The organism is Streptosporangium sp. NPDC051022 (assembly GCF_040683035.1).
In the GTDB taxonomy this organism is placed as follows: Bacteria; Actinomycetota; Actinomycetes; order Streptosporangiales; family Streptosporangiaceae; genus Streptosporangium.
In genome coordinates this window covers 137,489-150,432 of the sequence record NZ_JBFBCF010000005.1, presented here as the reverse complement: position 1 = coordinate 150,432, position 12,944 = coordinate 137,489, and the positions used below count along the sequence as shown (strand labels likewise).

The 12,944-nt window shown below is 67.0% G+C and carries 15 protein-coding genes and 1 tRNA gene; 11 read left to right on the top strand and 5 right to left on the bottom strand.

Annotated elements, in window-relative coordinates; all coding sequences use genetic code 11:
- Positions 1-140 precede the first annotated feature (140 nt).
- Positions 141-455, top strand: coding sequence for a hypothetical protein (locus AB0N02_RS11820; RefSeq protein ID WP_363945082.1), 315 nt, complete (start codon positions 141-143; stop codon positions 453-455).
- A gap of 746 nt (positions 456-1,201) precedes the next feature.
- Here AB0N02_RS11820 and AB0N02_RS11815 read toward each other — a convergent pair.
- The 3 genes from AB0N02_RS11815 to AB0N02_RS11805 all read right to left on the bottom strand — a co-directional run bounded on the left by AB0N02_RS11815 (position 1,202) and on the right by AB0N02_RS11805 (position 3,465).
- Positions 1,202-1,795, bottom strand: coding sequence for a guanylate kinase (locus AB0N02_RS11815; protein WP_363945081.1), 594 nt, complete (start codon positions 1,793-1,795; stop codon positions 1,202-1,204).
- Positions 1,792-2,544: an AAA family ATPase gene (locus tag AB0N02_RS11810; RefSeq protein WP_363945080.1), complete on the bottom strand. Its 753-nt coding sequence runs from the start codon at positions 2,542-2,544 to the stop codon at positions 1,792-1,794. The genes AB0N02_RS11815 and AB0N02_RS11810 overlap by 4 nt, the downstream gene beginning before the upstream one ends.
- Positions 2,545-3,099: 555 nt before the next feature.
- Positions 3,100-3,465, bottom strand: coding sequence for a winged helix-turn-helix domain-containing protein (locus tag AB0N02_RS11805; RefSeq protein WP_363945079.1), 366 nt, complete (start codon positions 3,463-3,465; stop codon positions 3,100-3,102).
- A 137-nt stretch (positions 3,466-3,602) separates the two neighbouring features.
- On the opposite strand from AB0N02_RS11805, the gene AB0N02_RS11800 reads away from it, so the two are divergent.
- From AB0N02_RS11800 to AB0N02_RS11760, 9 genes are all read left to right on the top strand, one after another.
- Positions 3,603-3,941, top strand: a complete 339-nt coding sequence (locus AB0N02_RS11800; protein WP_363945078.1) for a hypothetical protein — start codon at positions 3,603-3,605, stop codon at positions 3,939-3,941.
- Positions 3,938-5,314, top strand: coding sequence for an FtsK/SpoIIIE domain-containing protein (locus AB0N02_RS11795; protein WP_363945077.1), 1,377 nt, complete (start codon positions 3,938-3,940; stop codon positions 5,312-5,314). The genes AB0N02_RS11800 and AB0N02_RS11795 overlap by 4 nt, the downstream gene beginning before the upstream one ends.
- Positions 5,315-5,344: 30 nt before the next feature.
- Entirely contained in the window at positions 5,345-6,076 is a 732-nt protein-coding gene (locus AB0N02_RS11790) for a DUF2637 domain-containing protein (protein WP_363945076.1), read from the top strand.
- 16 nt (positions 6,077-6,092) lie between these two features.
- A complete protein-coding gene (locus tag AB0N02_RS11785) occupies positions 6,093-6,437 on the top strand; it encodes a hypothetical protein (RefSeq protein WP_363945075.1) in 345 nt (114 codons plus the stop codon).
- Positions 6,438-6,450: 13 nt separating this feature from the next.
- Entirely contained in the window at positions 6,451-6,627 is a 177-nt protein-coding gene (locus AB0N02_RS11780) for a hypothetical protein (protein WP_363945074.1), read from the top strand.
- On the top strand, positions 6,624-6,755 hold the full coding sequence (locus tag AB0N02_RS11775) for a hypothetical protein (RefSeq protein ID WP_363945072.1): 132 nt from the start codon (positions 6,624-6,626) through the stop codon (positions 6,753-6,755). The genes AB0N02_RS11780 and AB0N02_RS11775 overlap by 4 nt, the downstream gene beginning before the upstream one ends.
- 103 nt (positions 6,756-6,858) lie before the next feature.
- The gene (locus AB0N02_RS11770) at positions 6,859-8,235 is read left to right on the top strand and encodes a replication initiator (RefSeq protein WP_363945070.1); all 1,377 of its coding nucleotides are present in this window, start codon (positions 6,859-6,861) and stop codon (positions 8,233-8,235) included.
- Positions 8,236-8,261: 26 nt separating this feature from the next.
- Entirely contained in the window at positions 8,262-8,426 is a 165-nt protein-coding gene (locus AB0N02_RS11765) for a helix-turn-helix domain-containing protein (protein ID WP_363945417.1), read from the top strand.
- Positions 8,423-9,820 carry a tyrosine-type recombinase/integrase gene (locus tag AB0N02_RS11760; RefSeq protein WP_363945069.1) on the top strand — a complete coding sequence of 466 codons (1,398 nt, stop codon included), beginning with the start codon at positions 8,423-8,425 and terminating at the stop codon, positions 9,818-9,820. The genes AB0N02_RS11765 and AB0N02_RS11760 overlap by 4 nt, the downstream gene beginning before the upstream one ends.
- A gap of 59 nt (positions 9,821-9,879) precedes the next feature.
- On the opposite strand, the gene AB0N02_RS11755 is transcribed toward AB0N02_RS11760, so the two are convergent.
- Both AB0N02_RS11755 and AB0N02_RS11750 read right to left on the bottom strand, forming a co-directional pair.
- Positions 9,880-10,539: an HAD family hydrolase gene (locus AB0N02_RS11755; protein WP_363945067.1), complete on the bottom strand. Its 660-nt coding sequence runs from the start codon at positions 10,537-10,539 to the stop codon at positions 9,880-9,882.
- 241 nt (positions 10,540-10,780) lie between these two features.
- Positions 10,781-10,853, bottom strand: a tRNA-Arg gene (locus tag AB0N02_RS11750).
- A gap of 893 nt (positions 10,854-11,746) precedes the next feature.
- Between AB0N02_RS11750 and AB0N02_RS11745 the strand changes: the two genes are divergently transcribed.
- The gene (locus AB0N02_RS11745; RefSeq protein WP_363945065.1) at positions 11,747-12,847 is read left to right on the top strand and encodes a D-alanyl-D-alanine carboxypeptidase family protein; all 1,101 of its coding nucleotides are present in this window, start codon (positions 11,747-11,749) and stop codon (positions 12,845-12,847) included.
- Positions 12,848-12,944 lie beyond the last annotated feature (97 nt).

Sequence of the window (12,944 nt, the reverse complement as noted above, 5' to 3'; positions counted from 1 at the left end):
GAGTGTTTATGCTGCCTGTAGGCGTCAAGGCAGGCCCGTTAAAGCTCTATGGGCCTGACCTGGCTGTCTGTGTTCGGTGACTCCGGTCTTGGGGGCGTGATGCGACAAGACGAGATGACCGGTTCGATAGGAGGTGGGACATGAACACGCCGTTCGTTGGTGACGTGGAGCCGATGGACGCAGCGCAGGAGCTCCGTGTGGCTCTGGCTGAGCATCGGATCGCGGGTGATGTCCACCATGGGTACGGCTTGGCGTTGGTGTCCGTCCAGGGCGGGCTCACCGTCTGGTGCGACGGGCAGCATTTCCGGTGGCGCGTCGGCTGGAATCAGAAGCGCCAACGGGCCGTCTATAACTGGCATCCCGCGATGGAACCTGCTCGGGCCGCGCGGCGGATCGCCTTCCACTACGCCGGTCTCCACAGGCGGCACCCGCACCTGAGAGAGAACGCATCGTGATCGCCCTGGGCGATGTATGCGCGGGGGCACATGTGGCGATGGTCCAACGGGATCATGTCCGGCTGGCATGGCGCCCTCCCTCGACACCGTTGGAACGGGCGCGGTCGGTGGCCTGGACCTGTGCTTGCCGGGCGACGATCTATGAGCTGTGTGTGGGCGGGGGCCGCGCGTTCCTGCGGCAGACGATCCAGCTCGACGGCAGACCCCAGGTCAGAGAAACCTCGCTCATGCCGATCGGTGAAGCTCGGGAAACCTGGACGGCGCTGCTGTCCGGGAGAGCCCGGTAGACGGGCGTGGCGGCGTTCCGTGGAGGGAGGCGTCGCCACGCCTTTGCCGGAAGCCAACCAGACGGCTTCTGGCCTGTGCCTCCCCGTTCCGAAAGGCGCGGGCAACTGCCTCGGGCCGTGTCCAGTTGAAGAAGTGCTCTTGTCCGCGGTGTCCGTCCACCCATGATGGACGCCGTCATCCCACACCAACCCCAGAGACGAGAGCATTTCCAACAGGGACAGGCCCATGCGGTGTCCAGGAACGGGGAGGCACGGACAACACGAGATCGGCGACCGGAGCGAGCGGAGACGAAATGATGACGGTCCCGCCCGCGGCCTACAGGTTTGCTCCTGGTGGCTGCTCGCACACCTCAGTGTCCTGGACGTCCAGCCCTCAGGGGATGTGGACGGGGGCCAGGTGCGACGGCTGCGGGACCTGGTGGCGGCTGGACCTGATCCCGCCGGACGTCGCAGCTCGCCTCACTGGGGGTTGCCCTCCCCGTGAGAACCTCCGGCCGTTCGTAGCCGATCGTAGGCCGTCATGATCTCCCTGGCTGCGGCGTTGGCGCTGATCCGGTCGGTATTGAGGCGCAGATGAAAGAACCCCTCGTCGGTGTTGGCCTCCAAGTCGGCAAGCGTCTCGTCCCACGCGGCCAGACGCTTACCGGTGTCGGTGTCCCCACGGTCGCGAGAACGCTGCTCCGTCACCTCACGCGGGACCCACAACAGCACGCGAAGCCAGGAATCCGGCTCCCGTCCGACCAACCGGCGAAGGTCGGCGATGTTGCCCATGTGCGCGACCGGTACGACTCCGGCGGTGGTCAGCTCATCGACGCTCTGCCGGTCGACGGCGTAAGTGTTGCCGTAGCGGTACGTCTCGACGACCAGGCGGCCCGCGCCGCGCAGCTTGGCCAACCGCTCGGGCGTGACAAGCTCATACCCGTGGGCTCGGCCGGTGCCGGCCTTGAGCTTGGGCAGCAGCACGAAGCGCGAGTCCAACCGATAAAGGGCACCGCTGACGGTGTCCTTGCCGCTGGCGGGCGGGCCGTACAGGACGATCCCGATGGGGCTCATGCCAGGATCCGCTTGAGCGCCTCGCGGGTCTGGTCGGCAAGGCTGATCGCCGAACCGAGCCGGTTGTCGACGGTGACGTGTGCGGTGGGCGGGCTGTGGTCGGTGTCGATGCCCGTGAGGTACTGCTCCCAGTTGTTCAGCTTCCAGGCGTCCCGGGCGGCACCGCGGAACTCGATGTACTCGCGCATGGACTCCGGATCACAGCGGACCCAAACGGCCGCCAGGTCGATGCCCTTGGCCGTGCACCGGTTCTCCAGGCGGGTGAACCACGCCTCGTCTTTCAACTCCGTGATGAACGGGGCCGACAGGATGGAGGAGGTGCCGACGTTGAGGTTGTCCCACGCAGTCTCCATCAGGCACCGGTACTCCAGCGGGCGGACCTCCTTGAGATACACCTCGCTCTGCCGGTCGTTGGGGTCGCTGCCCAGGGAGACGAGAAGCCGCTCCACGATGGAGCGGGTCAGGGAGTCCTTGTCGAGGAACGCCCAGCCGGTGATGTCGGACAGGAAGCGGGAGAACTCGGTCTTGCCAGATCCGGCGTACCCGCCGACGAGAACGAGGATCGGTCTGGGGCTGCCTCCGCCGTGGCGTCTGCGCCAGGCATCGACCACCCGGCCGCGCAAGAGCGCCTGCGGAGAGCCGTCCGCCTCGATGTCGCCGAGAGAGACCTTGGTGAACGTCTCCTCGATGACCTGTGCGGCGGCGTCGTCGGCTGCGGGATCGGAGGGAGCAGGCAGATCGGAAATCACGATTTCCGCTTTCTGTGATTCACCCGGCAAAGCGGGACGAAAGCCAAGTTCGGGCTCGGTAGCCCCATAAAGGAGACAATAAGCACGCCGGTAATGCGGGCCTGGATATCCGGTGCCCTGCTCGTGTCCCCACAGGGTTTGGAAGTTGGCGGCCGGTACGGCAAGGCCGTGGCGCAGGGCCGTCTGACGTAGCCGTTCGCCTGCGGCTTCCAGGGTGAGCCCGTGGGCTTCCCGGTGTTCCCGCAGGCGGGAAGGGAGCCAGCCCGGCCGCTGGGTCGTCTTCATTGCATACCTTCGCCTTCACACTCGGGGGCGGTGTGCGGTCGTGCAGGTGAAAACGCTCGTGTAAATCGCCGGTAAGGCGACCTGAAGAAGCTTAGCTAGATCATCGTGATACAGAAACTCTGCAGCTCGCGGTGAACTTGCGTCATCCCGAAAGGCGAAAACCCGGGGAACGCGAGGAGAGCACGATGGGCGCAGAGGAGGAACGGATCCTGCGGGAGTTGGCCGCGATCCGGGAAGAGCTGGATGAACTGGTGTGTCGGGTAGACCAGATCACTTCGGCTCTTGGAACACCGCCGACTCCAGAGCGGCGAGTCGATCCCCCAGCTCCTTGAGACTCTGGCGCATCTGGGTGAGCTGGTCGAGGACTTCGGCGTTCACGCCTGACGGCTCGGGGCCGGCGGCTGCGGCGGGGACCTCGCGAACGAACACGCCCTTGCCCTGCTGGCCGATCACCGTGCCCTCGGTGCGCAGAACGCTGATCGCGGACTTGACCACGCTGGCGGAGACATCGAAGCGCTCACACAGTTGGGCGATGGACGGCAGTGCCGTACCGGCGGGCAGTGCTCCACTGCGGATCTGGTCGCGCAGCTCGTCGACGATCTGCAAGTAGGCCGGTCGGCCGGTCTTCTCCACCATCTGCGCTCTCCTCGCCTCCCCTCAAGTTCAGCACACCCCCGTAAAGAAACCAACCAAGGAGCCAAGGAACGCATTGACAACTTAGAATTCCAAGTGTTCCATGTCTTCTAAGAAGTCCAGCTAGCAAAGGAACGATCATGCGCAACATCCCCATCCCCGTCGACGTCAGCAAGCTCCAGATCACCTGCGTCAAGGCCGCCAAGCCCCGCCTGGTCAGCAAGGAGACCGGCGAGATCAAGCGCGACAAGGACGGCAACACCATGTACGAGCTCACCCTCCTGTTCGAAGACGAGTTCAACCGCATGGAACTGGTCAAGGTCAGCACCACCCCCGAACCACAGGTCAACGTCGGTGAGGAGATCATCCCGGTCGGCCTGGTCGGCTACGTCTGGGCCCAGGGCGACCGATGGGGCATCGCCTACCGGGCGCGGTCCTTCGTCCCCGCCGGTTCCGCCAGAACGGGGGCGGACCTGTGATCGACCTCCACCACCCCTTACTCAAGGTCCTCGCCGTCCTGATCGCCTTGATCCTGTGGCGGCGCTGGGCTCCGGCCTCCTACTGGTACCTCTTCGTCTTCCCCCGCAAGGCCATCGCGCTGCGCTGGACCTGGCGGCACGTCGCCACCGGCTGCGGGCTGACCAAGAAGCGGCACCGCTGGTGGTTCACCACCGTCCCCGGCCTGATCGCCTCAACTGGCGTCGTACGGGTCAAGCGGCGCTTTCAGCGGGTCGAGGTCGACACCAAGCCCTGGATGAGCCTGCCCCGGCCGGTACGGCACGGCTTCCGTATCACCTTCCACCTGCTCGACGGCCAGATCCCCAACGACTACGCCAAGGTCTGCGAGCGCCTCGCGCACGCCTGGCGGATCGAGGCGGTCCGCGTCGTCGGCTCCCGCCCCGGCCGCGTCACCCTCCAAGGGATCACCCAGGACCCTTTAACCCACGTCGCGCCCGCCGTACCCCCGGCTGAACCCTCCGGCGGCTGGCGCGCCGAAGACCTGCTCCGGCCGATCGTCGGGGTACTGGAGACCGGCGCGGCCTGGCGAATGGACCTGCGGCTCATCCCGCACTGGATGAACGCGGGCGCCACCCAGTCCGGCAAGTCCAACCTGATCAACGCGCTCATCGTCGGCCTGGCCCCGCAACCGGTCGCCCTGGTCGGCTTCGACCTCAAGGGCGGAGTAGAACTGTCGGCCTACGCCGCCCGGCTCACCGCACTGGCCACCACCCGTGACGAGTGCCTCGACCTGCTCGGCGACCTCATTGCGGTCATGGGCGCCCGGATGCTGGCCTGTCGCCGGTACGGCGTGCGCGACATCTGGCAACTGCCGGATGCCTCCCGCCCCATCCCGGTCGTGGTCCTGGTCGACGAGGTGGCCGAACTGTTCCTCACCGCGGACAAGGCCGAAAAGGACCAGGTCACCCGTACGGCTACCGCCCTGCTGCGCATCGCCCAGCTCGGCCGCGCCTTCGGAATCCACCTGATCCTGTCCGGCCAGCGCATCGGCTCCGACCTCGGCCCCGGCGTGACCGCGCTACGTGCCCAGATCGGCGGACGCGTCTGCCATCGGGTCAACGATCCCGAAACCGCGGTGATGACACTGGGCGACCTCGACCCCGACGCGCTGGTGGCCGCTCGGTCCATCGCGCCGGAACAGCCCGGCGTGGCCGTGATCACCGGTTCGGACGGCCGGTGGTACCGGGCTCGGTCCGGCTACGTCTCGACCACCGCGGCCGAGCAAGCCGCCGGCACCTACGCGGCCGTGACCCCCTCCTGGAACCAGGTCGCCGCCTCCGGTCTCGGCCATGAACTGCCCGGTGCCGACAGCACTCCCGAACTCGCCGCCTGACCTTCTCCACGGCCGAAAGGAGGAACCCCGATGACCACGACAGCGCCTCGCCTGGCCGTACGGCTGGCCGATGCCGGACCGGTGCTGATCCTCGCCCTGATCGCCGGGGCGGGCAGCTTCACCCACATCCGCGACACGGCCACCGAACACGGACAGTCCGGCCCGATGGCCTGGGCGGTGGCGGTCTGCGTCGACCTCACCTGCGTCATGGCCGCGCGAGAACGACAGCGCGACAAGAAGAACGGACGCAAGCGAGACGGCTGGATCTCCTGGCCAACCCTCGTCCTCGTCGGCGGGATCGTCCTGTCGCTGGCCGCCAACCTCGCTCAGGCCGAACCGTCCGCCTGGGGGTGGATCACCGCGGCGACCCCGGCAGGGGCGTTCCTGATCGCGGTCTCCATGCTCGAACGCCGCGCCACCGAACCCCGTCCCGCACTACTTCCGGAAGCCGTTCCCGTCCCCGTCGCCGTACCGGAAACCGTCCCTGCGGCGGACGCCGTACCGGAGATCCAGAACGACCCCACCACGCTCTTCCCGCTCCCCGTCCCCGCCGTACCCAACCCAAACGACACCCAGAACGACCAGAACGGAGCGGGTACGGCTGATCCGCTCCTGGACTACGCGCGCCGCGTCGCCGACGAGCACCACGTCCGGCACGGCAAACCGATCACCCGCGACACCCTGCGCGCCCGGCTGGGTGTGTCCAGCCAACTCGCCTCCGACCTGCTGCGCACCCTGCGCGACAGCCCCGAACTCGCCTGACACGAAAGGAAACGCCATGCCCTCCATCGACCCCCGCGCCGCCCTCATCGACGGCCTGCGCAACCTGGCCGACTTCCTGGAAACCAGCCCCGGCGTCCCCGTCCCCTTCTCCGTCACGGTGCACCACTTCCCCGACGGGACCGACACCGAGATCCGCGCCGAGATCGACGGCATCGCCGAACTCCTCGGAACCGACGTCGACCCCGGTGACGCGGGTTACGGCCACTACCGCACCGGCCTGGCCTTCGGGCCGGTCCAGTACTCGGCCGTGGGCATCCTCGCCCACTCCCGCGCCCGCCACGACGCCGAGATGTCCTACGCGGGCTGCATCGACCCCATCACCCCGCCCCACGCCGCCTGAAAGAGAGATCCCCATGCGTATCCGCATCGACGGCACCTATGCCGAACTCGTCCACGCCGCCAACACGATCCGCAAGGTCCTGCCGATCGGCTCGATCTCGCCGATCCTGCCGCTCCACGAGCGCCCCTACACCTGGCGCGTGTTCCTCAACACCGCCCCCAAGCGCGACACCGGGAGATGGACCGCATGACCGATGACCAGGACACCTCGCCCGTCGACCTCACCCCCCGGCGCTGGCAGTGCTGCGACTGCGGCGGGACCGGGCTCGACGGCCATGGCCAGACCTGCGAATTCTGCGAGGGCCTCGGCTTCTGCTGAGCCTCGGCGCCCCCGGCGTGACCACACATCCGCCAAGACGCTCGTCACGTCGGGGGCCATCCCGCACCGAACCCCTAAAAGCCCGGAAGGGACGTGCCCCATCATGCCAAACACCCACGCGGTAGCCGGGATGATCACCCGGCTCCACGATCCCCAATACGAACGCTGGGCCTCCCAGATCCTCCGCACTGGCGGCTGCCGACAGCCCATCCACCTACGCGGCCACGTCTTCCACGTCGACCCCACCACCGGCCGGCGCCTGCACACCTACACCACTGCCACCGAGCCGGACGGCATCCTTCGCCTGCCCTGCAAGACCCGGCGGGCCTCCCGTTGCCCCGCCTGCGCCGAGATCTACCGGGCCGACACCTATCAGCTGATCCGCGCGGGCCTGGTCGGCGGCAAGGGCGTCCCCGACTCGGTCACCGCCCACCCGTGCCTGTTCGTCACCCTCACCGCCCCCTCCTTCGGAACCGTCCACACCCGGCGAGAGCAGGGCGGCACCGTCCTGCCCTGTCACCCCCGGCGGGACGCGCCCACCTGCCCCCACGGGCGGGTCATATCCTGCACCGCGCGGCACGGGGCCGACGACTCCCAGCTCGGTGAGCCGCTGTGCCCGGACTGCTACGACTACACCGGATCGGTGCTGTTCAACGCCATGTCCCCGGAACTGTGGCGGCGCTTCACCGAAGCACTCCGGCGGCGCATCGCCAAGCTCGGAGGGCTGACACTCCGGGAACTGCGCGAGCACGTGACGGTCCCGTTCGCCAAGGTCGCCGAGTACCAGCGCCGCGGCGTCGTCCACTTCCACGCCGTGATTCGCCTCGACGGCCCGGACGGGCCTGCCTCGGCTCCTCCGGCCTGGGCAACGGCTGACATGCTGGCGGACGCCGTACGGCATGCCGCCTCGGCCGTCGCGGTCACCACCCCCGCCGCGGCCGACGAACCCGCTCGGGTCCTGCGCTGGGGAACCCAGCTCGACACCCGTGAGATCACCATGAACGGCGATCTCACCGAACAGGCCGTAGCCGCCTACATCGCCAAGTACGCCACCAAGGCCGCCGAATGCGTCGGCACCCTGGACCGGCGTATCAACCCCCTCGACGACCTGACCGCCTTCGACCTACGCGACCACCCCCGCCGCCTCATCGCCGAGTGCCTCCGCCTGGGCGCGCTCGACGAGATGGCCGATCTCCGGCTCATGCAGTGGGCTCACATGCTGGGATTTCGCGGCCACTACTCCACCCGCTCCCGCCGCTACTCCACCACCCTCGGCAAGCTCCGCGCGGCTCGTGCTGCCTTCGTGCGCGGAGAGGAGATCACGACCGGTCGACTCCCGATCCTCGACGAGGACACCGTCCTCGTGATCTCCCACTGGGAGTACGCAGGAAAGGGCCTGTCGGCCGGTGACGCCCTCCTCGCCGCCGCACTGACCGGAAGATCCCTACCTCCGTCTCCAGCGCTCGGGGGTGACCTCTGATGCCGAGGAACGACAAATTGCTGACCGTGCCTGAGGTGCTGGAAGAGCTGAACGGCATCTCACGCCGCACCTTCTACCGGTGGCGTGCGCTCGGCAAGGCGCCCGTCTGTGTCCAGTACCCCAACGAGGAACTCCGCGTGTGGCGTAGTGACCTCGACGCCTGGCTCGACTCGCTGCGGGAGGCGTCGTGACAACCAGCTATGACGTGAAGTTCTGGGAGATCCGGCCCAACCTGTCGACGCCCAAGCCGGGCAAACCGCGTAAGACGATCTCGCACACGGTCCGCTGGACGGTGGGCGGGGTGCCGAAGTCCAAGACTCTCCGTAACAAGGAACAGGCTCAGAACCTTCTGTCGGACCTCCGGCAGGCGGCAAAAGCCGGGGAAGCCTTTGACATCGCGTCCGGGCTGCCCATGTCGATGCTGGCTGCCGTACCGGCCCCTGAACCTTCCGGGCCGTCGTTCCTGGAATTCGCGCAGTCGTACGTGATCAGCCGATGGCAGGGCGCTGCGGCTCGGACAAGGGAAACCGAGGTCTACGCGCTGTTGTCATTGATCCCTGTCTTGGTGGCAGACGTCCCCGATCGCCCCGACGACGAGGAGTTGAGGGAGGTACTTCGCAGCCACGCGCTCCTACCGGAGAACCGCCGGCAGGAGCTGACCCGCACCCAGGTAATGGCACTGCGCTGGCTTGAGAAGGCGTCCCTTCCGCTGGCCGACCTGGCGGAGACCACCGTGGCACGGCGTGCCCTCGACGCCATCTCCGTCACGTTCGAGGGGAAGGAGGCGGCGGCCAATACGGTGCGGCGCAAGCGGGGAGTTCTCCATCACCTGTTGGAGCGGGCGGTGGAACAGAAGAAGTTCACCAAGAACCCTCTGGATGAGGTGAAGTGGACCCGCCCCAAGGCGGTTGATGTCGTCGACCCGCGCACGGTGGTCAATCCGGCTCAGGCCAAACGGCTCCTGGCCGCTGTGCTCAAGGTGGGGCGTACCCGCGGCCCCCGGCTCAGAGCCATGTTCGCCTGTATGTACTACGCGGCGTTGCGTCCGGAAGAGGCAGCGGATCTGCGGTTGAAGAACTGCACGCTGCCGGATACGGGGTGGGGACTGATCATCCTAGAAAAGGCGCGACCGCAGGCGAACAAGCGGTGGACCAACTCGGGGGAGACGCACGAATCCCGGAGCCTCAAGCATCGGGCGAAGAAAGAGACGCGAGAGATCCCCATCCCGCCGGTCCTGGTGGCCATCCTCCGCGAGCACATCGCCGAGTACGGCACGGCGGATGACGGCAGGTTGTTTCGCACCTCCAAGGGGCGTCCTTACTCGGGCTCGGCGCACTCCTACGTCTGGCAGGAGACACGGGCGCTCGTTTTCACGGCGGCTCAGGTGAACTCGCCCCTTGCCGCCCGGCCGTACGACCTGCGGCACGCTGCCCTGTCCCTGTGGCTGAACGCGGGGGTGCCCGCTACTGAGGTGGCCATGCGGGCGGGGAACAGCGTGGAAGTCCTTCACCGTGTCTACGCCAAGTGCCTGGACGGCCAGCGAGAGAGGATCAACGGGAAGATCAATAACGCGCTCAACGAGTGATCCGCAATAGTCCATGTCGTCAGGCCCTGGCTTCGGTCGGGGCCTTTGTCATGCACGCCTCAGGCGGGCGTGTTGTCCCTGTGCAAGATCTCCATCGCCTGAATGACGTCGGTGACGACGTGGTGTGCTGAGTGATCCTGCCCTGACCAGGTGCCGCGGTCGATCCAAATCGTTCGCAATCCGGCTGCCTGACCCCCGCCGATGTCGGCGATGAGGTTGTCCCCGATCATCCACCCGCCCTTGGCGACAGTCGTTCCGCAGCGCTGAGCGGCGATTTCGAACAGCTCGACATCGGGTTTGCGGATGCCCTCGGCTCCCGAGAGCACCCAGGCGTCCACGGCGTCGGCCAGACCGGTGTTACGGATCTTCCCTAGCTGGTTGTCCGCCGTGCCATTGGTGACGATCGCCACCCGCCAACCGGCCATGCGTAGCCGAGACAGTCCGTTCAGCACCTCGGGCCGACAGTGAACAAGGTGGGGCATACGCCTGCGGTACCGGCCCCACAGTTCCTCAACTGTGTCGGGCAAGGCGAAACGTTCCCGCACCTTGCCGAAGAAGACCTCACGATGGGGGAAGCCGTCACGGTTGAGTCCGAGTAGCCAGTCAACCGCGTCATGCTCCAACCCGTGCTCCTCGGCGAACTCGGCGGTCCATACCTGGAACGCCTCGTCGAGATCTACGAGGGTGTTGTCCAGGTCGAAGAGCGCGAGCCGTTGCACGATGGCTCATCCTAGGTTGGCAGTCTCTCGGGGCCTGAGACGGCGGTGGAGTCGGAAGACTCTGGCGTGCCAGCGGTGCGTCGATCTAGGGAGCGACCTGCGGAAACGCCTTCAAGATCATTCCGTGTATATTCCGCGACCACTGGCACAGGGCTGCCTATGGCTGCACCTGGCTGCCTATGCGCGCAAAGGCGCGATCATGGATATCCCAGGTCAAGGGCGTATCCGCTGGTGGGAAGAGTGCCCCCGGCATGATTCGAACATGCGACACCCGCTTTAGGAGAGCGGTGCTCTATCCCCTGAGCTACGGAGGCAAGGGACTCCCTGTAAGAGTAGCGAAAGAGTGGAGTGGATGTGCGGCTGGAGGGGGGTCGGTTGGCGATCGGCGGGTTATCGGTTCGATGAGCTGCGGTAAAGGGGCGGCAAGTGAGTGCGTGTCTCGTGGGCGGGGGTGGTTAGTGTCGCGCTCTGTGACGGAGCGGCGACGGAGGCGGATTCGGGGGCATCGCGCGCTACGGCCTCTGGTGCTGTGCGGGGCGATGCTGGCACCCGCGCTTCTGGCGCTGGGACTTCTGGTGGCGGAGCTCACCGGATATCGGGAGACCGTTCGCAGGATTGTCGCCGAGGGGGGATCCCTGGAGATCGAGGGTGGGGTCCGAGGAGACGTGGGCGACGGCTGGGAAGGGGGCAGAGGTTCGAGGGGGGCGGGCGCGGCGGTGGCGGATGCGGTGGCGCCGGTCCGGGGGGTGGTTCTGGAGCCGAGGGTGGTTCCGCCTCCTTATCGGCCCGCGCGGGTTTACGGGGGGTGGGCGCCTCCGGTGGTCGTCGCGGATGTACGGCGTTCCGCGGCTGAGGTGTCTCTCGCGGAGGGGCCCCCGGTCGTGCGAAGAACGGCACCCCGAGAATCTTCGGTGCCGCATGTGAGGCAGACGCCTCAGCCGGAACATCCGGAGGACACGTTCGGGTGTCCGAGTGAGTGGCGGGAGACCTGGTTGTGGGAGGTCTGTAAGGAGCGAGTGCGACGAGAGGCCTGAGTGAGGAGAGCGCTAAATGGGGTGTTCGGCGCATATCAGCTGTACTGAGTCTGACCCAGACACTCGGCCAGCTGTAGTAACGTGCGTGCCTGACCCAGGTCACGAGTTCGCAAACGGAGGGGTCGAACGTGCCACCTCGTCGATCAGCGGGTCTGATCGCCGTCGTCGCGACGATGTCTTCCCTGTTCCCCGGGGCGGCCGCCGCGAGTCCGACGCGGATGGAGGCCAGACCGGTCACCGTCACCGATTCGGCGAACCTCGCCGGTTCGGAGAGCCTCGCGAGGGTGACCAACCTCGCCGGACTGCTCCGTGACCCCGTCAACCTCACCGAGCTTCGCCGTGAGTCGGAGAAGGCGGCCAAGGATCTTGAGGACGCGACGAAGGCGCTGGAGCAGAGGCGCGCCAAGATTCAGGCTTCGGAGAAGGAACTCGCCGCGAAGCTGCGCGAGCTCCAGGCCGCGGAGAGGGCCTTCGCCCAGGTACGGCAGCCGCTGTCAGACCTGGTCGGCCAGCTCTATCAGCGGCCCATCGGCGGAGACGCGGCATTCTTCCTGTCCGGCGACGCCAACGCCTCGACCCTCAGGGCCATGGCGGACGTCAGTCAGCTCGTGGCCCAACGTGACCAGGTTCTCGGTGACGGTGCCCGGCTGCAGGCCGAGCGGGAGAAGCTGGCCGCTGAGGCGCAGGAGCTGCGGGCCGGCAACCTCCTGTCGGAGGCCCAGATGGGCGCCGAGATCGATACGCTCAGGGCGCGTTCCGAAAAGATCGTGAAGTCGCTGACCCAGGCGCTGGTGAAGCTGGGGATCAAGGTCGACAAGTCGGGCAATCCTTCGGCGGGGTGCAACCCGATGAGGGCCGCATCGTTGAATGACTTTCCCAACGGCCTGATCCCGAAGGCATATCTCTGCCCCCTCCAGCAGCGGGGCAACGAGCTGCGGGGTGACGCGGCGCTCGCGTTCATCAGCCTGAACGAGGCCTACCGAAGGCGGTTCGGCAGGGCCATGTGCGTGACGGACAGCTATCGGAGCCTTTCCGAGCAGCAGTCGGTCTACTACCGGCGGCCAGGTTTCGCCGCCGTCCCGGGGCGCAGCAATCACGGCCTCGGGCTCGCGGTCGACCTGTGCGGGGGCGTGGAGCGTTTCCGGTCGGAGGAGTTCAACTGGCTGGAGGCCAACAGCAAGAGGTTTGGCTGGATGCACCCCAAGTGGGCCTATGTCAGCCCCTTCGAACCGTGGCACTGGGAGTATGACCCGAAGCTCGGCTCTCTGCTGTAGGCGTCGTCATGGAGCCGATCATGGGTGCCTCTCGATCTCGGCCGCGTCGACGGTGCTCGCGCTGACCTCGATCACGTCGCCGCCCCTCGTTCTGGTT

What these genes read in the sequence shown, in the direction of transcription:
- AB0N02_RS11815 (WP_363945081.1), bottom strand. Translation starts at nt 1,795, where the DNA reads ATGAGCCCCATCGGGATCGTCCTGTACGGCCCGCCCGCCAGCGGCAAG.
- AB0N02_RS11790 (WP_363945076.1), top strand. Translation starts at nt 5,345, where the DNA reads ATGACCACGACAGCGCCTCGCCTGGCCGTACGGCTGGCCGATGCCGGA.
- AB0N02_RS11785 (WP_363945075.1), top strand. Translation starts at nt 6,093, where the DNA reads ATGCCCTCCATCGACCCCCGCGCCGCCCTCATCGACGGCCTGCGCAAC.
- AB0N02_RS11745 (WP_363945065.1), top strand. Translation starts at nt 11,747, where the DNA reads ATGTCTTCCCTGTTCCCCGGGGCGGCCGCCGCGAGTCCGACGCGGATG.
- AB0N02_RS11805 (WP_363945079.1), bottom strand. Translation starts at nt 3,465, where the DNA reads ATGGTGGAGAAGACCGGCCGACCGGCCTACTTGCAGATCGTCGACGAG.
- AB0N02_RS11775 (WP_363945072.1), top strand. Translation starts at nt 6,624, where the DNA reads ATGACCGATGACCAGGACACCTCGCCCGTCGACCTCACCCCCCGGCGC.
- AB0N02_RS11780 (WP_363945074.1), top strand. Translation starts at nt 6,451, where the DNA reads ATGCGTATCCGCATCGACGGCACCTATGCCGAACTCGTCCACGCCGCC.
- AB0N02_RS11800 (WP_363945078.1), top strand. Translation starts at nt 3,603, where the DNA reads ATGCGCAACATCCCCATCCCCGTCGACGTCAGCAAGCTCCAGATCACC.
- AB0N02_RS11770 (WP_363945070.1), top strand. Translation starts at nt 6,859, where the DNA reads ATGCCAAACACCCACGCGGTAGCCGGGATGATCACCCGGCTCCACGAT.
- AB0N02_RS11820 (WP_363945082.1), top strand. Translation starts at nt 141, where the DNA reads ATGAACACGCCGTTCGTTGGTGACGTGGAGCCGATGGACGCAGCGCAG.